Source organism: Tenacibaculum skagerrakense (genome assembly GCF_004345825.1).
GTDB classification, from domain to species: Bacteria; Bacteroidota; Bacteroidia; order Flavobacteriales; family Flavobacteriaceae; genus Polaribacter; species Polaribacter skagerrakensis.
This window is the reverse complement of sequence record NZ_SLXM01000007.1, coordinates 160,627-179,405: the sequence shown is the minus strand read 5'-3', so window position 1 is coordinate 179,405 and position 18,779 is coordinate 160,627. Positions and strand designations below refer to the sequence as shown.

General features: G+C 31.8%; 21 protein-coding genes. 14 read left to right on the top strand and 7 right to left on the bottom strand.

The window, feature by feature from the left end:
- Nucleotides 1–134: 134 nt before the first annotated feature.
- The 8 genes from EV195_RS12405 (at nucleotide 135) to EV195_RS12370 (ending at nucleotide 8,316) form a co-directional block, all read left to right on the top strand.
- Nucleotides 135–2,234, top strand: a complete 2,100-nt coding sequence (locus EV195_RS12405; protein ID WP_165915734.1) for a prolyl oligopeptidase family serine peptidase — start codon at nucleotides 135–137, stop codon at nucleotides 2,232–2,234.
- Nucleotides 2,235–2,339: 105 nt separating this feature from the next.
- On the top strand, nucleotides 2,340–3,239 hold the full coding sequence (locus tag EV195_RS12400; protein ID WP_132795276.1) for a DMT family transporter: 900 nt from the start codon (nucleotides 2,340–2,342) through the stop codon (nucleotides 3,237–3,239).
- Between the two features lie 30 nt (nucleotides 3,240–3,269).
- Nucleotides 3,270–4,136, top strand: coding sequence for a YicC family protein (locus EV195_RS12395; RefSeq protein WP_243693116.1), 867 nt, complete (start codon nucleotides 3,270–3,272; stop codon nucleotides 4,134–4,136).
- A complete protein-coding gene (gene gmk, locus EV195_RS12390; protein WP_132795275.1) occupies nucleotides 4,136–4,723 on the top strand; it encodes a guanylate kinase in 588 nt (195 codons plus the stop codon). Before EV195_RS12395 ends, gmk begins: the two co-directional genes overlap by 1 nt.
- Before the next feature lie 9 nt (nucleotides 4,724–4,732).
- Nucleotides 4,733–5,317 carry a nicotinate (nicotinamide) nucleotide adenylyltransferase gene (gene nadD / locus EV195_RS12385; RefSeq protein WP_132795274.1) on the top strand — a complete coding sequence of 195 codons (585 nt, stop codon included), beginning with the start codon at nucleotides 4,733–4,735 and terminating at the stop codon, nucleotides 5,315–5,317.
- 46 nt (nucleotides 5,318–5,363) lie between these two features.
- Nucleotides 5,364–6,230, top strand: coding sequence for a M23 family metallopeptidase (locus EV195_RS12380; RefSeq protein ID WP_132795273.1), 867 nt, complete (start codon nucleotides 5,364–5,366; stop codon nucleotides 6,228–6,230).
- 61 nt (nucleotides 6,231–6,291) lie between these two features.
- The gene (locus EV195_RS12375) at nucleotides 6,292–7,788 is read left to right on the top strand and encodes a GH3 auxin-responsive promoter family protein (RefSeq protein ID WP_132795272.1); all 1,497 of its coding nucleotides are present in this window, start codon (nucleotides 6,292–6,294) and stop codon (nucleotides 7,786–7,788) included.
- 141 nt (nucleotides 7,789–7,929) lie between these two features.
- Nucleotides 7,930–8,316: a hypothetical protein gene (locus EV195_RS12370; RefSeq protein WP_132795271.1), complete on the top strand. Its 387-nt coding sequence runs from the start codon at nucleotides 7,930–7,932 to the stop codon at nucleotides 8,314–8,316.
- Nucleotides 8,317–8,336: 20 nt separating this feature from the next.
- On the opposite strand, the gene EV195_RS12365 is transcribed toward EV195_RS12370, so the two are convergent.
- From EV195_RS12365 to EV195_RS12340, 6 genes are all read right to left on the bottom strand, one after another.
- The gene (locus EV195_RS12365) at nucleotides 8,337–9,578 is read right to left on the bottom strand and encodes an RNA polymerase sigma factor (RefSeq protein WP_132795270.1); all 1,242 of its coding nucleotides are present in this window, start codon (nucleotides 9,576–9,578) and stop codon (nucleotides 8,337–8,339) included.
- On the bottom strand, nucleotides 9,578–9,925 hold the full coding sequence (locus tag EV195_RS12360) for a YciI family protein (RefSeq protein ID WP_132795269.1): 348 nt from the start codon (nucleotides 9,923–9,925) through the stop codon (nucleotides 9,578–9,580). The genes EV195_RS12365 and EV195_RS12360 overlap by 1 nt, the downstream gene beginning before the upstream one ends.
- An 83-nt stretch (nucleotides 9,926–10,008) precedes the next feature.
- Nucleotides 10,009–11,604 carry a S41 family peptidase gene (locus tag EV195_RS12355; protein WP_132795268.1) on the bottom strand — a complete coding sequence of 532 codons (1,596 nt, stop codon included), beginning with the start codon at nucleotides 11,602–11,604 and terminating at the stop codon, nucleotides 10,009–10,011.
- Nucleotides 11,591–12,025 carry a deoxycytidylate deaminase gene (locus EV195_RS12350; RefSeq protein WP_132795267.1) on the bottom strand — a complete coding sequence of 145 codons (435 nt, stop codon included), beginning with the start codon at nucleotides 12,023–12,025 and terminating at the stop codon, nucleotides 11,591–11,593. The genes EV195_RS12355 and EV195_RS12350 overlap by 14 nt, the downstream gene beginning before the upstream one ends.
- A gap of 45 nt (nucleotides 12,026–12,070) precedes the next feature.
- A complete protein-coding gene (locus EV195_RS12345; protein ID WP_132795266.1) occupies nucleotides 12,071–12,652 on the bottom strand; it encodes a HupE/UreJ family protein in 582 nt (193 codons plus the stop codon).
- Between the two features lie 7 nt (nucleotides 12,653–12,659).
- Nucleotides 12,660–13,121 (bottom strand): Lrp/AsnC ligand binding domain-containing protein, encoded by a 462-nt coding sequence (locus EV195_RS12340; RefSeq protein WP_132795265.1) that lies wholly within the window; start codon nucleotides 13,119–13,121, stop codon nucleotides 12,660–12,662.
- A gap of 85 nt (nucleotides 13,122–13,206) precedes the next feature.
- On the opposite strand from EV195_RS12340, the gene EV195_RS12335 reads away from it, so the two are divergent.
- From EV195_RS12335 to bioA, 6 genes are read left to right on the top strand one after another with little or no spacing between them, the layout of a single operon-like run.
- Complete coding sequence (locus EV195_RS12335) at nucleotides 13,207–14,463, top strand: Y-family DNA polymerase (RefSeq protein WP_132795264.1); 1,257 nt, start codon at nucleotides 13,207–13,209, stop codon at nucleotides 14,461–14,463.
- Entirely contained in the window at nucleotides 14,460–14,888 is a 429-nt protein-coding gene (locus EV195_RS12330; RefSeq protein WP_132795263.1) for a LexA family protein, read from the top strand. The genes EV195_RS12335 and EV195_RS12330 overlap by 4 nt, the downstream gene beginning before the upstream one ends.
- Nucleotides 14,888–16,015, top strand: a complete 1,128-nt coding sequence (locus EV195_RS12325) for an aminotransferase class I/II-fold pyridoxal phosphate-dependent enzyme (protein WP_132795262.1) — start codon at nucleotides 14,888–14,890, stop codon at nucleotides 16,013–16,015. The genes EV195_RS12330 and EV195_RS12325 overlap by 1 nt, the downstream gene beginning before the upstream one ends.
- 9 nt (nucleotides 16,016–16,024) lie before the next feature.
- Entirely contained in the window at nucleotides 16,025–16,405 is a 381-nt protein-coding gene (locus EV195_RS12320; RefSeq protein ID WP_132795261.1) for a putative signal transducing protein, read from the top strand.
- A complete protein-coding gene (gene bioD / locus EV195_RS12315; RefSeq protein ID WP_132795260.1) occupies nucleotides 16,402–17,010 on the top strand; it encodes a dethiobiotin synthase in 609 nt (202 codons plus the stop codon). The genes EV195_RS12320 and bioD overlap by 4 nt, the downstream gene beginning before the upstream one ends.
- 2 nt (nucleotides 17,011–17,012) lie before the next feature.
- Nucleotides 17,013–18,278, top strand: coding sequence for an adenosylmethionine--8-amino-7-oxononanoate transaminase (gene bioA, locus EV195_RS12310; RefSeq protein WP_132795259.1), 1,266 nt, complete (start codon nucleotides 17,013–17,015; stop codon nucleotides 18,276–18,278).
- On the opposite strand, the gene EV195_RS12305 is transcribed toward bioA, so the two are convergent.
- Nucleotides 18,264–18,710, bottom strand: coding sequence for a cytochrome c oxidase assembly factor Coa1 family protein (locus EV195_RS12305; RefSeq protein ID WP_165915733.1), 447 nt, complete (start codon nucleotides 18,708–18,710; stop codon nucleotides 18,264–18,266). The genes bioA and EV195_RS12305 overlap by 15 nt on opposite strands.
- Nucleotides 18,711–18,779: the final 69 nt, after the last annotated feature.

The following is an 18,779-nucleotide window of genomic DNA, read 5'->3' as shown; positions in this document are numbered from 1 at the left end:
TTGAAAAAAGAGATTATTAAAATAAACTTAATAATCTCTTTTTTTTATTTTTACCAAATTAACATCAAATAATGCTAAAAAAATTCCCCTTCCTATTAATAATCCTTTTTTTTCAGTGTAAAGATTATAACAAGTTGAATCAAGAACTATTAACACCTAAAATCGTTATTGAAAACCATCATGGTAAAGAATTAACCGACCATTTTAGGTATCTTGAAAATGAAAGTGACTCTACGGTTACTAATTGGTATAAAAGTCAAACAGAATTTGCTCAAAAAACTCTAGAAAATATTGTTAATAGAAGTGCTATATCTAGTTATTTCGAAAAAATCAGTAACGAAGAATCAAAAGAGAAATTATCTAGTCTTTCCATAGTAAATCAACTATACTTCTATTTAAAAGCCTCTAATACAAAAAATACTAAAGACTTATTTTACAAGAAAACCAATAATGGAAATGAGATTCTATTATTCTCTCCTTCTGAATCAGAAAAGTTTAAAAATCATGTAATTAACTACATAAAACCTAGTCCTAATGGAACAAAAATAGTAATTAGTCTTACCGAAAATGATGAAGAAATTTCTAAAATGATTATTGTTGATGTAGCATCTAAAGAAATTTCTCCTCAAATAATAGAAAAATGTTGGCCATCTGCACTAGGAGGTATTAGCTGGCTTCCTGATGATTCAGGTTTTTTTTATATGCATATTCCTGTAACCGATAAAAACTCTGAGGAATTTGCTTTAAATACAAGCTCTGTGCTTTATAAATTAGGTACAGATCCAGCCGATTTAAATATTATTTTATCTAGCAAAAAAGGAAGTGACTTTAAAATTAAAGAAGAAGACTTTCCTATTGTTCACTTAAAAGATGATAGATATATTTTTGCTGGTATATACAATGTAAGTGAATTTGTAGATTATTACTTTGCACCTATAGAAGAATTAAAAAACAAGAAAATAAATTGGAAACCTCTTTACAGAAGTACCGATAAAGTAAAAGATTTTTATCTAAAGAACGATTCGATCTACTTATTATCTGCACACAATGCTTCAAATTTTAAAATATTGAAAGATAAGCTTTCAACTATCGATATTGAAAAATCTAAAACATTTGTTCCAGAAAACACGTCTGAAGTGATAACAAGCATGGCCATAACTAAAGATGGTCTATTTTACGTTACCAATAAAAATGGTATTAATGCTAGTCTTCATAAAAAAGGTTTTGAAGATGCTTCATCTCAGAAACTAGATATTCCACAATCAGGCCATATTAATTTATACTCATTAGGAATACAAAACAATGATTTATGGATTGTAACTAAAGGATGGATAAGTGATAACGTAAGATATAAACTTGATACTGACTCTAACACTTTTGTCAAAGAAAGCCTTGTCCCTTCAACTAAATCAGAACGAGTTGATTTAGTTGTTGAAGAAGTTGAAGTGAAATCTCATGATGGCGTTATGGTTCCTTTATCTATAATTTATAAAAAAGGGACTAAACTCAACTCAAAAAATAGAGTCATGATAACAGGTTATGGAGCTTATGGTTATTCGGACACGCCTCTAATGGATGATTATATTAAAGGTTGGACACAAAACAATGGTGTGTATGCAGTTGCTCATGTTAGAGGAGGGGGTGAAAAAGGAGATACTTGGCATTTAGGTGGTATGAAGAAAACAAAACCTAATACATGGAAAGATTTTATTGCTTGTACAGAATATTTAATTGAAAAAAAGTATACTTCATCTGATAAAATTTTTGCTTGGAGCGCAAGTGCTGGAGGCGTTTTGATTGGAAGAGCTGTTACCGAAAGACCCGATTTATATAAAGCCATTGCTGTTAGAGCTGGAATGTTAAATGCTACAAGAGCAGAATTTGGTCCTGCTGGTCCAAACAATATTACTGAATTTGGTACCGTAAAAGATAGTTTAGAATTTGAGTATCTTCTTGAAATGGATGCATATCAACATATTAAAGAAGGAGTTAAGTATCCATCAATGTTTTTAACTGCTGGTTTAAACGATGGTAGAGTTGGGGCTTTTGAATCTGGAAAATTTGCTGCCAAACTTCTAGCATTTAATGATAATCCTAATCTAACTTTATTGAAGATAGATACTGAAGGCGGGCATGGTTTCGACAGAACTAATGCTAAAAGAATAGAAGATTTAACAGATCTACTTTCTTTTGGTCTTTGGCAAACTGGGCATCCCGATTATCAATTAAAATAAATAAGTTTCTTTTTATTATTCTAAATGTATTAATTCTCTATTGAAACATTTTAATAGAATATTTATAACGACATTTGCCGCTAAATTCTAGAAATTCATCATAAAATGAATACAAGAGTACTTGCACTAACGGCTGTATCTATTGTTACTATTATATACGGAGTTACTTTTACCGTAGCAAAAGAGGTAATGCCACATTATGTAAAACCTTTTGGTTTTATTTTTATTCGCATCACTTCAGCAATGTTACTGTTTTGGTTTGCTAGTATTTTTATTAAAAATGATAAAATTAAAAAAGGCGATTATAAAATAATTGCTTTAGCTGCTTTCTTTGGTATCGCTTTTAATATGCTTACCTTTTTTAAAGGTTTAAACTACACAACTCCTATCAATGCTTCTGTAATGATGGTTACCTCACCTATTTTGGTGCTAATTTTTTCTAGCATATTAATAAAAGAACGACCTACCGCTATTAAAATAATAGGTGTTTTTATCGGACTTATCGGTGCTGTTGTTTTAATACTTTACGGTGGTAAATCATCTGCCAATGCATCAAACATGATGTTAGGCAACTTTTTAGTATTTATAAACGCTGCATCCTACGGAATGTATTTAGTCGTTGCCAAAAAAATAGTCGCAAAATATAAACCTATTACCTTTATTCGTTGGTTGTATTTATTCGGATTTATTTTTATGTTTCCTTTTGGAATTTCTGAGTTTACTGAAATTAACTGGCAAATTATTCCGCTATCAGGATACTTAAGAATAGGATTTGTTGTTGTTTTTGCCTCTTGCATTACCTATCTTTTTAACTTATATGCTTTATCAAAGTTAAAACCTACTACCGTAAGTGTATTTATTTATTTACAACCTGTAGTTGCAAGTATCTATGCGTTACTAGTTGGAAGCGATTCTTTAGATATTATCAAAATCTTTGCTACTATTTTAATTTTTGTTGGTGTTTATTTAGTTTCCAAACAGGCTTCTGCTAGTACAAGCAAATAATGTATCTTTACGGCCTATTAAAATCAAGGTATGATTCAATCTATGACAGGATACGGTAAATCCGTATTACAATTACCCACTAAGAAGATAACAATCGAAGTTAAATCTTTAAATAGCAAAAACTTAGATATAAATACTCGTATTCCTTCTTTTTACAAAGAAAAGGAGCTTACTATTCGTAAAAAATTAGCAGATATCTTAGTTAGAGGTAAAGTAGATTTTTCCATTTATGTTGAAATGACTGCAGATGAAACTTCTACTTCTGTTAACAAAGGTGTTGTTACAGAATACATGAAACAACTTCGTGATGTGGTGTACATTGATGTGAATGATCAGGTTGAGTTATTAAAAATGGCTGTTAGAATGCCAGATGCTCTTAAAACTGAACGAGAGGAGTTAGACGAAAATGAATGGTCAGAAATTGACAAACATATTACTAATGCTTTGAAAGAAATTGTTCAGTATAGAACAGATGAAGCAGCTTCTCTTGAAATCGATTTTAAAGAACGTATCGCTAACATTAAATCTTGTTTAGAAGAAGTAAAAGAAATGGACGGTGATCGAATTGATAATGTAAAACAGCGTCTTGCTAAAGCGTTAGATGAGTTAAAAGTTGAAGTTGATGAAAACCGTTTTGAGCAAGAGTTGATATATTACCTTGAAAAACTAGATATCAACGAAGAAAAGGTTCGTTTAGCAAATCATTTGGATTACTTTTTGCAAGCATTGGATAGTGACGACTCTAATGGTAAAAAATTAGGTTTTATTATTCAAGAAATTGGTAGAGAAATTAATACCACAGGATCCAAAGCGAATTATGCACCTATGCAGAAAGTGGTGATTCAAATGAAAGACGAATTGGAAAAAATTAAAGAACAAATATTAAACGTATTATAATGACGAAAGACTTTAAAGGTAAATTATTTGTATTCTCAGCTCCCTCAGGATCTGGAAAAACTACAATTGTTCGTCATTTATTAGCGCAAGAAAAATTTGGTTTAGAATTTTCTATCTCTGCTACTTCTCGTGAGCCTAGAGGAGAAGAAAAAGACGGTGTTGATTATTATTTTATCTCTAGAGATGAATTCATTAATAAAATAAAAAATGATGAGTTTTTAGAATGGGAAGAAGTTTACACTGAGAATTTCTACGGTACTTTAAAAACAGAAGTAGAACGTATTTGGGCTAAAGGAAAACACGTTATTTTTGATATTGATGTTGCAGGTGGTTTACGAATCAAAAAGAAATTCCCTGAAGAAACTTTAGCTGTTTTTGTAAAACCTCCAAGTGTTGATGAATTAAAAAGACGTTTGAAAAAACGTAAAACCGAGAGCGAAGACAAAATTAACATGAGAATTGCAAAAGCTTCTGTAGAGCTAGCAACCGCTCCTCAATTTGATAGAATCATTAAAAACTATGAACTAGAGGTTGCTCTTAAAGAAGCTGAGGAATTAGTTGGTGATTTTATCGGACTAGAAAAATAAAGACGAATAATGAAAAACATCGGGTTATATTTTGGTACGTTTAATCCTATTCATATTGGTCATTTAATCATTGCCAACCACATGGTTGAGAATTCAAATTTAGATGAAATTTGGATGGTGGTAACTCCGCATAATCCTTTTAAGAAAAAGAGTACGCTTTTAGACAATCATCATCGTTATGAAATGGTGTATCGAGCTACTGAAGACTACGATAAGATTGCTCCTTCAGATATCGAATTTAAATTACCTCAACCGAATTACACTGTTCATACATTAGCTCATATTTCAGAAAAATATCCTACGTATACATTCAGTTTAATAATGGGAGAAGACAATTTGAAAAGTCTTCATAAATGGAAAAACTATGAAACAATTTTAGAGCATCATCACGTATATGTGTATCCTAGAATTTCTGAAGGAATAGTAGAAACACAATTCGATCAGCACCCAAAAATCCATCGTGTAAATGCTCCTATTGTAGAGATTTCTTCAACGATGATTCGTAATGCTATCAAAGAAGGTAAAAATATCAAACCTCTTTTATCAACAAGCGTTTGGAACTATATTGATGAAATGAACTTCTATAAAAAATAGTCTTCCTATTTTTTCGTTGTATATTTGATATTCCAAACCTAGTACAGTGACAAAAAAAAAGAAAAAACCTAGTAAATTAAAACAAAAGCTAACCGATAAGTATCGTTTAGTTGTTTTAAATGAAGATACCTTTCAAGAGCGTTTTTCATTAAAGCTTTCTCGTTTAAATGTATTTGTTGTAGGTGGTGTTTTCTCAATTTTTATCATCACTCTTACTGTATTTTTAATTGCTTTTACTTCTTTAAAGGAATACATACCAGGATATTCATCTACACAGCTAAAGAAAAAAGCAACACAACTTACTTACGAGGCAGATTCTTTAAAAATGAAAATTGCAGTTTTGGAAAAGTTTACAAAAGCTATTAGACCTGTGCTTACTGGTGAAATTGAACCTGAAGCTATAGATTCTATAAGAAACGAATCAAAAAAGGTAGTGGTAGATTATAAAAAACTATCTGCAACTGAACTAGATTTACAATTTAGAGAAGAGATTGAAAATAAAGATCGATATGCGCTGTCTGCGGGTTCTGCTGATAAAGCAAAAATCATATTCTTTGCGCCTATAACAGGAAACATTTCTCAATCTTTTAATGCTGCTAACAAACATTTCGCCATAGATATTGTAGCTAAAACAGGAACTCCGGTTAAAGCTGTTGCTGATGGTACTGTGATATTATCTGGGTGGACTGCTGAAACTGGATATACCATTACTATTCAACATAGTAACAATTTCGTATCTGTATACAAGCATAATGGTGAGTTATTAAAACAACAGGGAGATTTTGTAAAATCTGGTGAGGTAATAGCAGGTGTAGGTTCTACTGGAGAGTTAACTACTGGTCCACATTTACATTTCGAATTATGGAATAATGGATATCCAACAAATCCAACAAATTATATTGACTTTCAGTAACTATTATAAGTCAGAAGTATAAAAACTTCCAAGCTTCTAACTCCAAACAAAAATAAATTATATGTCTTTAAAATCTTTTTTAGCGATTCCTTTTGCAAAACGTGCCGTAAAAAGTGTTCGGAAATGGGCTAACAAACCACTAGAAACGCAAGAAAAAGTATTTCAATATTTAGTTTCTGAAGGATGTAAAACCGCTTTTGGTAAAGATCATGATTTTGTGTCTATCAATTCTTATGAAGATTTTAAAAAACGTGTTCCTGTTAATGATTATGAAGGATTACGTTCTTATGTAGATCGTATTGTTGAAGGAGAAGAAAATGTGTTGTGGAAAGGAAAACCAATTTACTTCGCTAAAACCTCGGGAACTACATCAGGAGCTAAATACATACCCATTACAAAAGAATCGATGCCTACACACATTAAATCGGCTCGAAATGCTTTATTGTTTTATATTAACGAGACAAAAGATGCTTCTTTTGTAAATGGAAAAATGATTTTCCTACAAGGTAGTCCAGTTTTAAATGATAAAAACGGAATTAAATTAGGACGATTAAGTGGTATTGTTGCGCATTATGTTCCGAATTATTTATTAAAAAACAGATTGCCAAGCTGGGAAACCAACTGTATTGAAGATTGGGATACAAAAGTTGATAAAATTGTAGAGGAAACCTTACCAGAAAACATGACTGTGATTAGCGGGATTCCCTCTTGGGTTCAAATGTATTTTGAAAAACTGATTGAGAAGACTGGCAAAACTGTTTCAGAACTGTTTCCTAACTTTAACTTCTTTATTTATGGTGGCGTTAATTTTGAGCCATACAAAAACAAGTTCGAAGCTTTAATTGGTAAAAAAATAGATTACATCGAATTGTATCCTGCATCTGAAGGATTTATTGCTTTTCAAGATTCACAACAAGAAAAAGGAATGCTACTACAATTAGATTCTGGAATCTTTTACGAGTTTATTCCTGCTACAGAATTCTTTGATGAAAATCCAACACGTATTTCTTTAAAAGATGTTAAACTTGGTGTAAATTATGTAATCATTTTAAATACTACTGCCGGACTTTGGGGTTATAATATTGGTGATACCGTTGAATTTACTTCTTTACAACCATATCGTATAAAAGTTACCGGAAGAATTAAGCATTTTATTTCTGCTTTTGGAGAACATGTAATTGGTAAAGAAGTAGAAAAAGCATTAAATGACGCCATTGTTGGAACTGATGTAAATGTGAGTGAATTTACAGTAGCACCACAAGTAAATCCAGAAAGTGGATTACCTTATCACGAATGGTTTATTGAGTTTGAAAACGAACCAGAAAACCTAGAAGAAATGGCAGCAAAAATGGATGCTTCTATGCAAGCTCAAAACATTTACTATCAAGATTTAATTGAAGGAAAAGTGTTGCGCCCATTAGTTATTCGAAAGGTGAAAAAAGGTGGCTTTCATGAGTATATGAAATCGATTGGTAAGTTTGGTGGACAAAATAAAATTCCGCAATTATCCGATAATCGTAAAATTGCTGATGTGTTGGAAGGGTTTTTACTACATTAACTAAATCAAACGATATACAGCCTCAATAAGTATTACGGTTTGCTAAAACAGATTGTTTATTATTACATACTATCTATATTTTAGCTGGAAAATCATGTTGAAAAAAATATCTTTCTATTGTGCTTAATAAAAATTAATACTATGAAATATAAAATTTTAACTTTTTTATTCTTTACTACTTTATCTGTAATTAGCCAGAAGAAAACTATTAACAAATCAGACATATACGGCTGCTGGACAGACTCTTTTGAAGAATATAGTAATGAATCTAATTTTAAAGTATTTAGACCTTGCAATTATGACAAAATTCCACCTGCACGATTTCGCTATAGATTTGAAATAAAGAAAAATGGTGAATTTCAATGGCTAGAAATGGCCGAAAACGACGGGCATTATATGAGAAAAGGTACTTGGACATATGATTCAAAATCAAAAACTCTTTCGGTTTTTAATAAAAAGAAAAATAAAGTCAAAGATTTGGTTATTATTAATATGATCAAAGGGATGTTGACTTTAGAAAAAAACTAGGTACAAATACATTTTAAGTATTAAATATTAGAAAGACTAAATTTCTTCCTCTCCAAATACTCTTTTTCTAATTGATTGGTTACTTTTTCTAAAGCTACATCTATAAATTCAATAGCTTTATTAGTATCGCCTATTTGATGATAATAATCTGATTTTGCCGCGTAGTATAAATAAGCTCTTTGCTCTAACTCATGCGGATTAACTTTATCAAAATAGAAACTAGCCTTTACATAATTATACATTTGCAAACAAACTACTGCCATAGTCAACAAATGAGATGGCATTGGTTGTAATTCGTATAGCGACTCGTACCAATACAAAATCTGTTCCCAATTAGTATCGTCAAATGTTGCTGCTTTTAAATGCTCTGCTATAATAGCTGCTTCGTAATGATAGCTAGAAAATTCATTGTTTTCAACAGCTTTATTCATCATAGTATTTCCTAGTTGAATCAACGGGAAATACCATTTAGAACGATCTTGACTTTTTAAATCTAACACTTCATTTTCGGTAGTTACTTTAGTATCTAATCTAGCTGAATGAAAACACATTAACGCAAACAACGCATAAGTTGCTGAAATCGATGTATGTTTATTTTTAATAACCAACTTACATAATCGCATTGCTTCTCCACAAAGCTCTTTTCTTATGAGTTGCTCTTTGTTATTAGAATGAAATCCTTCATTAAAAATGAGATATAAAACCTCTAATACACTTTCTATTCTTTTAGGTAATTCTAATCCTTGTGGAATGGAAAAAGAAATGTTTGATTGTTGAATTACTTTCCTTGCTCTTACTAATCGTTTTTTTACGGTTTCTTCTTTTAGCAGAAGTGCTGAAGCAATTTCTTTTCCACTAAAACCCGACACCGTTTTTAAGGCAAAAGCAATTCTATCTTTAGGATCTAATTTAGGATGACAAGCAGTAAAAATCATTCGTAATTGCGCGTCTTCTATTTCCGCATCTAAAAAGAGTTCATTAATAGCTACTGCGTCAATTCCTTTAGAAAATTCAGGTACATTTTTCTTTTCAGATTGCAACTTTCTGAAAATATCTAACACTCGATTTTTAGAGGCCTTAATGAGCCAAGCTTCAGGATTATCGGGAAGTTGATTTCGCCAACTTAATGTAGCTTTTATAAAGGTATCTTGAACAGCATCTTCAATAATTTCAAGATTTGAAAGTCCGAAAATTCGTGTTAAAACAGCAACCATCTTTCCACTATGATGGCGAAAAAGATGGTCAATAAGTTGAGTTTCCATTATTCATCGAAAACCATTATCTCTCTAATTTCTACAGTACTTCCTAAATCATAATCAGGAAAATCTTGTGCGATTTCTTCCACAGCATCAAAATCTTTCGCCGTAATAATGTAATAACCTCCAACAATTTCTTTAACTTCAGCAGAATTGACATCAGAAACCGTTCGATCTTTACCAACAATTCTTCTAATGTCGGCAGTTAAAGCATTTCCGCCTCTAACAATACCTTGCGCTTCCATTTTTTGACTCCAAGCAAACCATTTGCCCATTCTTCCTTGAATTTCTTCTGGAGATAGTCCTAAATCGCCGTAATCGGCACCGATAAAAATCATCATAAATTCTTTCATAATGTATAAGATTTAAAGTTATTTATCTGTAAGACGTTTTAGAAGCTACACATGGGGACAAATTTTTTAAAAAAATTAAAAAATTATTCCTTTTCTAATTCTAATACTTTTAAAATCATTTTATCATCTAGATGATTCATTCGATACAATCCTTGATCATTAAATAATTCTCTTGCAATTGTAGCTTTTAGAAACTTGCGTAATTTTTCTTGGGTTAATGCCGAAGGCTTTAAGTCTTTAATTTTATCAAAAAACATATTTGACACTTCATTATCTGCATCAAAACTTTTGATATACTCATCTATTTTTAAATCAGATAATTTTGTGCGGTTATTATCTACATACTTAAATGCAAAGTCATTCAAGTACGCATAATAGTAAGGAGAAATATATGCGGAAGTATCTATAGGAACAAAAACGTCAGGTATAATTCCTCCGCCTCCATAAACTACTTTTCCTTTTGGTGTAGTATACTTTAAACTATCAACTATTTTGATGCTATCTCTATTTAATAATTCTCCGTTTCTATACCTGCTTTCAACTTCATCTCCATAACTTAATTCAACTGAGTTTGGGTTATCAGGCGATTCGCTTTCTTCTCCATTTGGATTTCTCTTGTATGGCTTTTGAATAGATCTACCTGTTGGAGTATAATAACGAGCAGTAGTTAAACGTACAGCAGAACCATCTCCTAACTCCATTTCTTCTTGTACCAATCCTTTTCCAAAAGAACGTCTACCTACTATAATTCCTTTGTCATTATCTTGTAAGGCACCAGCCACAATTTCTGAAGCTGAAGCTGAATTTTCATCAATAAGAACATACAATCCACCTTGCTCAAAATCTCCTTGATCTGTTGCATAAGATTCGGAGATTTCACCTCCATTATTTTTGGTGAAAACAATAAGTTTGTCTTCCTCTAAAAATTCATCTACAATACTATTCGCTATATCAATAAATCCACCACCATTTCCTCTTAAGTCTAAAATCAAATCTTTCATTCCTAAACCTTTAAGAATAGTTAACGACTCTTTAAACTCTTTGTACGTATTTCTAGCAAAACGATCTAGTTTTATGTAGCCAATACTATCATTCAGCATATAAGCAATATCAACACTTTTAATATTTACCTTTCCTCTTTTTACCGTTACATTAAATGTGCTGTCATTAGATTTTCTGTATACTTGAAGTTCTACCTCTGTATTCGGAGCTCCCTTTAGTTTTTCTAAAACCTGTTCATTTTGAATTCCTTTTCCATATAAAGTATCAGCATCAGCAATCAAAATTCGATCTCCTGCTTTAATACCTTTTTTAATACTTGGACCTCCTGTCATTGGATGTACTACAGTAATACTGTCTTCAATTATTCTAAACTGAACACCAATTCCTACAAAATTACCCTGCATATTTTCAGTTACTGCTTGTAAGTTTTCTTTTGGAATATATACTGAATGAGGATCTAATTTTGTTAACATTTGAGCAATGGCTCCATCTAATAATTCATCCGTATCTACATCATCAACATAATCTTGTTGAATAAAATTGATTAGTCGTTTTATTTTTTGCTCTTTCAACGAAGTTTTACTTAAAGAAGTTGACTGCCCTGTAAAAAAAGCGCCAATTAAAACTCCAAACGCCATAGCAATGGCAAAAAATATAGGTAAATTATTCTTGTTCATCGGGTAAATAAATCAGTTCAACTCCTGCCTTTTCTAAAAACTCAAGACCACTTTTATCTTTATACTCGTTTGAATACACAACTCTTGTTATCCCTGACTGATGAATAAGTTTACTACATTGCTGACAAGGAGATAATGTAATATACAATGTTGCTCCCATACAAGATTGGGTAGATGCTGCTACTTTTAAAATTGCATTAGCCTCTGCATGCAACACATACCATTTTGTATCACCTTCTTTATCTTCGCAGATATTTTCAAAACCAGTTGGAGTTCCATTATAACCGTCAGAAATAATCATTCTGCCTTTTACAATTAAGGCTCCTACTTGTTTGCGCTTACAATATGATAGTTTCGCCCATTCTTTTGCCATTTTTAAATAAGCACGAGCGTAAGTTAATTCTTTTGTTGTTAAAGACATAGAATAGCTAAAATAACTAGAAATTAATGTTAAAGAAGTTAATTTTTACCAAAAAACACGATTTATCATCATTTGAACAGCAAATCCTATAACAATTGATGATGCTACCAAAATCCAATCACGTCTATTAACTCCAAATACAGATTGTACTAATCCTCCTATTAATAAGATTAATCCCACAATAATTATTTGAGCTACTTCAACACCTAAAGCAAATTCTATAAGCGGGAACAACTTGTCTTCCGATCTACCAATCATAGCTTTAAAGTAGTTAGAAAAACCTAATCCGTGAATCAATCCAAAAAACAAGGCAAAAAATAAATTCTGATTTTCTTTACCTACTGATGCCTTTCTTGCTGTTAACACATTCATTAATCCTGTGATGAAAATTGTCAACGGAATTAAAAACTCAACTAAATCTGCTCTAACTTTTAAAATATTATAAGCAGATAACGCTAATGTAATCGAATGTCCAATAGTAAATAACGTAATCAACCAAACAACTTTTTTCCATTGTTTAAATTGATATACAACAGCTAAAACAATTAAAAATAAAATATGGTCATAGGCTTTAATATCCAATACATGAAATAAGCCCATTTTAAAATACAATATAAAATCGTTCATAAGAGGTTTAAATTTTTATCTGTCTGTCTATTTGTTGATCCAAAGATATGAATGTTTCTGTTCTTGAAACTCCTTTTATACTCTGGATATCTTTATTTAACAAATGCATTAAGTCCTCGTTGTTTTTACACATAATTTTAATGAAAATTGCATAGTTTCCAGTAGTATAATGACTTTCAACTACTTCTGGTATATCTTTTAATCTTTTAATGGCTGAAGAATACAAGCTAGCAGAATCTAAAAACACCCCAACAAAGGCTGTAGTAGTGTATCCTAGGGCTTTGGGGTTTAACACCATTTTATAACCTTCAATAAGGCTCGATTCGTCTAATTTTCGTAATCGTTGGTGTATTGCAGCACCTGAAATTCCAACTTCTCTAGCGATACTTAAAATGGGGGTACGCGCATCATTTACCAATCGTTTGATGATAATCTTATCAATTCCATCAATTTTTAATTTTTTTGACATAGGGATTAAGGTAAGTATTGGGTTGTCTCTCTTACGGTAGCACAATATAATCAAAAAATAAAAGAGATTAAGTAACTTTACAGCCATGTATGCTTTAGTAGATTGTAATAACTTTTATGCCTCTTGCGAACGGGTTTTTAATCCGAATTTGCGCAATAAACCTGTTGCTATTCTTAGTAATAATGATGGCTGTGTTATTTCTAGAAGTGATGAAGCTAAAAACATAGGATTGCCAATGGGAGCTCCTATATTTAAATGGGACAACTATTGCAAACAGCACAACATTAAGGTTATTTCTTCAAATTATCCATTGTACGGAGATATGAGTGATCGGGTAATGAAAATTTTATCTCAATTTACTCCTGATATTGAAATTTACTCAATAGACGAGGCTTTTCTCCAGTTTAAAGGTTTTGAAAATTACGAACTCAATTCTTATGGTAAGGATATTAAAAATCGTATTTTACAGTGGACAGGTATTCCTACTTGTGTAGGCATAGCACCTACTAAGGCGTTGAGTAAAGTAGCTAATAAAATTGCCAGGAAATTTTTAGACGAAACTAATGGCGTATATGTTATCGATTCTGAAGAGAAAAGAATTAAAGCGCTTAAGTGGATGCCTCTTGATAACGTGTGGGGAATTGGTCGTGGACTTCACAAAAAACTAACTGCAGAAGGTTGTGTTAAAGCCTATGATTTTACGCAATTAAACAGTGAAATGGTTCGTAAAAAATATTCGATTACAGCATGGAGACTTCAACAAGATTTATTGGGGAAACCTACTATGGAACTCGATGAAGAAAAAGATAAAAAAGCCATTGCTACTACGCGTAGTTTTGAATATACCTATTCGGATATTGAAAACATTAAGGAACGAATCTCAACATTTGCGACAAACTGTGCTGAAAAACTAAGAAAACAAAAAAGTAGTTGCCACATGATTATTGTACTCCTTAGGAGCGATCGACATAAAAAAGATCTTGAGCAACATCGAGTGAGTAAAACAGTAATTCTTCCTTATCCAACTAACTCGTCTTTAGTAATTAGCAAATGTGCCGTTGAAGCAGTAAAAACGATTTTTAAACCTGGAATACGTTATAAAAAAGCCGGCGTTATAGTAACTGGATTGGTTCCTGAAAATAATTTTCAACTAGATCTATTTTCTAAGGAAAACCCAAAGCACAAACCTTTAATGTTGGCTATCGATCAAATTAATAAAAAATATAGATCAAATAGTATTAAATTAGCTAATCAAGATTTAGAACGAACTTGGAAAATGCGTCAAGAACGTTTAACCCCGAAATACACGACAAACATTAATGATATTATTGTTGTAAAATGAGTTTGAAGTTAACATTTTTTAGTCCGAAAAATACAAATAGTGAAGGCGCTATTTTTATCGATACAGGTATTTCTGCTGGATTTCCTTCTCCTGCTGATGATTTTAAAGAATCAAGAATTTCATTAGATGAAGAGTTAATCAAAAATAAAGAAGCAACTTTTTTTGCTCGTGTAAGCGGGCAGTCGATGATTGGTGCTGGTTTGGATGATAATGATTTATTAGTGATTGATAGAAGTATCGCTCCAACAAACAATAAAATTGCGGTGTGTTTTTTAGACGGCGAATTTACCGTAAAACGACTTCGTGTAGATGGCAACGATGTGTGGTTGCAACCTGAAAACCCTGATTATCCTATTATTAGGATTACTGAAGAAAATGATTTTGTTATTTGGGGAATTGTAACAAATGTTATTAAACGTTTGTAATGAGTTTTCCAGATAAATTACATCAAAAATTACTCCTTAGAAAAGAATCGAATGCTTTACGAAGTTTAAATTCTCAGACGAATTTAATCGATTTTTATTCGAATGACTATCTTGGTTTTGCACAATCTGAAGTTGTTTTTAATCAAGCTCATCAACTTCTTGTTGATAAAAACCTCAAAATGAATGGTGCTACGGGTTCTCGATTAATTTCTGGAAATCACCAATTATATCAAGAAACTGAAGATGTTATAGCTGTATTTCACAACTCAGAAAAAGCATTACTTTTTAACTCTGGTTATGATGCAAATGTTGGTTTTTTCTCTTCAATTCCTCAACGAGGAGATGTTATTGTGTATGATGAATTGATTCACGCATCTATTCGCGATGGAATTCAACTTTCAAATGCTAAAGCCTACAAGTTTAAGCACAACGATTTAGAAAACCTTAACGAGATACTACAACGAATTCAGCATGACACTATTTATGTAGTTACCGAATCTGTATTTTCTATGGACGGTGATTCACCAAACTTAAAAAATCTTGTTGCTGTTTGTAAACAAAACAACGCCTATTTAATTGTTGACGAAGCGCATGCATTAGGTGTTTTTGGTGAAAATGGTGCCGGAATGGTTCAACAATTAGGAGTAGAGAAAGATGTTTTTGCTAGGATTATGACTTATGGAAAAGGATTGGGTTGTCACGGAGCAGCGATCTTAGGAAGTGAAAATCTTTATAAGTATCTCGTTAATTTCTCAAGAAGTTTTATTTATACTACAGGATTACCTCCTCATGCTATTGCAACCATCAATGTAGCCTATCAACATTTAAACTCAACAACAATAACTGTTCTCTCTGAAAGAATACAACATTTTAAATCTGAACTTGTACGATTAGACCTTACTGCTAAATTTATCAAAAGTGATTCTGCAATTCATTGTTGCGTAATTTCAGGAACAGAAAAAACAAAAGAAACAGCTAAACAATTACAACAAAAAGGATTTAATATAAAACCAATCCTCTCTCCTACTGTTCCTATCGGACAGGAACGTTTACGTATTTGTTTGCACAGCTTTAATTCTAACGAAGAAATTACTGCTATTTTAGAGCATCTCACTACCTTTGTTTAAAAAATTTAAATGAGGGACGATTATACAATTTTAGCAGTTTTTGAATATTCAACTGAAGCTTTGGTGTTTAAATCTAAATTAGACGCAGAAGACATTAAAACTATGTTGATGGATGAAAAAACAATCGATACTGACCCTATGATAAGTCAGGCAATTGGAGGTGTAAAACTACTAGTTCATAATGAAGATTTAGAGAAAGCATCAGCAATATATAACGAAATAAGAACCTACGAAAAAGATCGTGACGGGAATGATATTAGCTGTCCACAATGCAGTTCTAATCGTATTTTAGTAGCAGATGCCCAACGAAAAAACTTCTTTTTCATGCTTTTTCCCTTTTTTGAATCAAGAAAATTAATTTGTAACGATTGCAAAACAATCTTTAAATGAAAAAATATTTTATCACAGGAATCTCAACTGAAGTAGGTAAAACAGTTGCTTCAGCAATTATTACCGAAGCTTTAGAGGCAGATTATTGGAAACCTATTCAATCTGGTGATTTAGAATACTCTGATACCCATAAAGTAAAAAACTTGATTAGTAATAAAAAGTCTGTTTTTCACGAAAATAGCTATGCTTTACAAACACCAATGAGTCCACATGCTTCTGCTACTATCGACGGAATTACCATTGATATTAATAAAGTAATAGAACCTGCTACCAAAAACAATTTAGTGATTGAAGGTGCTGGTGGATTATTAGTTCCACTAAATGATAAACACACTATTTTAGATCTTATAAAGCCCGATTATAAAGTAATTGTTGTTTCTCGTCATTACTTAGGAAGTATTAACCATACTTTATTGACTATAAACTTTTTAAAAGAAAAAGGATTTGATGTTTCGTTAGTCTATAGTGGAAACGAACACAAAACTACTGAGGAAATTATTGAAAAAATGAGTGGTGTAAATGTAATTGGAAGAATTGAAGAGGAGCCTTATTTTGATCAAAATGTGATTAAAGAGTATGCCGAGAAATTCAGAGATAAATTATAAGCATGACACTACAAGAACGCGATAAGAAACACATTTGGCATCCGTTAAAGCAACATCAAACACATCCAAATAGTTTAGGAATTGTAAAAGCTAAAGGATGTATTCTTACCGATGAACATGGCTACGAATATATCGATGCTATTTCTTCTTGGTACACTTGCATGTTTGGTCACTGTAATGATTATATCAATAATCGAGTTTATGAACAAATGCAACAGTTAGATCAAATAATGTTTAGTGATTTTACACATCCTGCTGCTGTGGAATTATCTGAAAAGTTGATTGCTATTTTACCTGAAAATCAGGCTAAAATATTTTTTAATGATAATGGTTCAACTGCGGTTGAGTCTGCCATAAAAATGGCGCTGCAATATTATTTTAATAAAGAAGATCAACGAACCACTTTAATCGCTTTTGAAAATGGTTTTCATGGAGACACGTTCGGTGCAATGTCTGCTTCAGGATTATCTGTTTACAACGGGCCATTTGAAGATTTTTTGATTAATATTCATAGAATTCCGGTTCCAGACGGAACTAATCATTCAGCAATTCTAGCACAATTAGAAACTATTATTTCTAATCATAAAGTGGCTGCATTTGTGTACGAACCTATTGTTCAAGGAGCCGCTGGAATGAAAATTCATGACATGAATGGATTAAACGAAATCATCGGATTTTGTAAATCTAAAAATGTGTTGACTATTGCAGATGAAGTAATGACTGGCTTTGGTAAAACTGGAAAAAACTTTGCTTCAGATCATATACAAAATAAACCAGATATTATTTGTTTGAGTAAAGCTTTAACAGGTGGTTTAGTTCCCATGGCTATTACCTCTTGTACACAAGAAATTTACGATGCTTTTTTAAGTAATGATATTACCAAAGGATATTTCCACTGTCATACCTACTCTGCTAATCCAATTGGTTGTGCGGCTGCCATTGCAAGTATTGATTTACTAACATCAGATAAAATTCAGGGGAGTATTCAAAAAATAGCGAAACGTCACGAACAGTTTTCAGAAAAAATCAAGAAACATCCGAAAGTGAAATCTACACGAAACATCGGAGTTATCTTTGCTTTAGATCTAGATACAAATATGGAACGATACGGTACTTTAAGAGATTTATTATTATCTTCTTTTATGAAAGAAGGTGTATTTTTAAGACCTCTTGGAAACACCATTTACATACAAGTTCCTTATGTAATTACTGATACGCAACTAGAAAAAATATATACTACTATTGAAAAGGTTTTAGATACTCTCTAAGACCTTTTCTTTTTCTAATAAATTGATTCGTTCGTTAGTTTCTTTAATGGTAACATATAAATCCTCATAAATCCACTTTTTATCTTTTCGGATTCCCTTAACAACTAATAATCCTTCTCCTTTATCTCCTTTAATTGGAATGGTAAAATCAACTTCTCCATCAGCATCTGAAATAGAAATAGTACCGTTAGGAAAACCATCAGATTCAATATCTTCACCTAAAAGTTGAACTACACGCTCGTTCTTTTCTGCTCTCTCAATAGCTTCCTCAATTGGCGACAATCCCCCTAAACTATCTACTACACTTAAAACAGTAGCGCCAAAACCAACAATTAAAATGATGATGAAAATAAGGCAACCTGAACAACAACCAACTGGTAATGCCCAAGGCCAATTTCTTCCTAGCCAACTTTTTTGATTTTCAATATTCATTTGGTTCAAAAATTTAATACTATTTGTGCCTCTTACAAATATATGAAGCATTAACCGCTATACTGTTTC

Bases quoted from the DNA above. Each gene is read 5' to 3' on its own strand.
- bioA (WP_132795259.1), top strand. From the start codon at position 17,013: ATGACACTACAAGAACGCGATAAGAAACACATTTGGCATCCGTTAAAG.
- EV195_RS12345 (WP_132795266.1), bottom strand. From the start codon at position 12,652: ATGAACGATTTTATATTGTATTTTAAAATGGGCTTATTTCATGTATTG.
- EV195_RS12335 (WP_132795264.1), top strand. From the start codon at position 13,207: ATGTATGCTTTAGTAGATTGTAATAACTTTTATGCCTCTTGCGAACGG.
- EV195_RS12365 (WP_132795270.1), bottom strand. From the start codon at position 9,578: ATGGAAACTCAACTTATTGACCATCTTTTTCGCCATCATAGTGGAAAG.
- EV195_RS12325 (WP_132795262.1), top strand. From the start codon at position 14,888: ATGAGTTTTCCAGATAAATTACATCAAAAATTACTCCTTAGAAAAGAA.
- EV195_RS12350 (WP_132795267.1), bottom strand. From the start codon at position 12,025: ATGTCTTTAACAACAAAAGAATTAACTTACGCTCGTGCTTATTTAAAA.
- EV195_RS12355 (WP_132795268.1), bottom strand. From the start codon at position 11,604: ATGAACAAGAATAATTTACCTATATTTTTTGCCATTGCTATGGCGTTT.
- gmk (WP_132795275.1), top strand. From the start codon at position 4,136: ATGACGAAAGACTTTAAAGGTAAATTATTTGTATTCTCAGCTCCCTCA.
- EV195_RS12375 (WP_132795272.1), top strand. From the start codon at position 6,292: ATGTCTTTAAAATCTTTTTTAGCGATTCCTTTTGCAAAACGTGCCGTA.
- EV195_RS12340 (WP_132795265.1), bottom strand. From the start codon at position 13,121: ATGTCAAAAAAATTAAAAATTGATGGAATTGATAAGATTATCATCAAA.
- EV195_RS12305 (WP_165915733.1), bottom strand. From the start codon at position 18,710: ATGAATATTGAAAATCAAAAAAGTTGGCTAGGAAGAAATTGGCCTTGG.
- EV195_RS12360 (WP_132795269.1), bottom strand. From the start codon at position 9,925: ATGAAAGAATTTATGATGATTTTTATCGGTGCCGATTACGGCGATTTA.
- nadD (WP_132795274.1), top strand. From the start codon at position 4,733: ATGAAAAACATCGGGTTATATTTTGGTACGTTTAATCCTATTCATATT.
- EV195_RS12400 (WP_132795276.1), top strand. From the start codon at position 2,340: ATGAATACAAGAGTACTTGCACTAACGGCTGTATCTATTGTTACTATT.
- EV195_RS12320 (WP_132795261.1), top strand. From the start codon at position 16,025: ATGAGGGACGATTATACAATTTTAGCAGTTTTTGAATATTCAACTGAA.
- bioD (WP_132795260.1), top strand. From the start codon at position 16,402: ATGAAAAAATATTTTATCACAGGAATCTCAACTGAAGTAGGTAAAACA.
- EV195_RS12330 (WP_132795263.1), top strand. From the start codon at position 14,460: ATGAGTTTGAAGTTAACATTTTTTAGTCCGAAAAATACAAATAGTGAA.
- EV195_RS12370 (WP_132795271.1), top strand. From the start codon at position 7,930: ATGAAATATAAAATTTTAACTTTTTTATTCTTTACTACTTTATCTGTA.
- EV195_RS12395 (WP_243693116.1), top strand. From the start codon at position 3,270: ATGATTCAATCTATGACAGGATACGGTAAATCCGTATTACAATTACCC.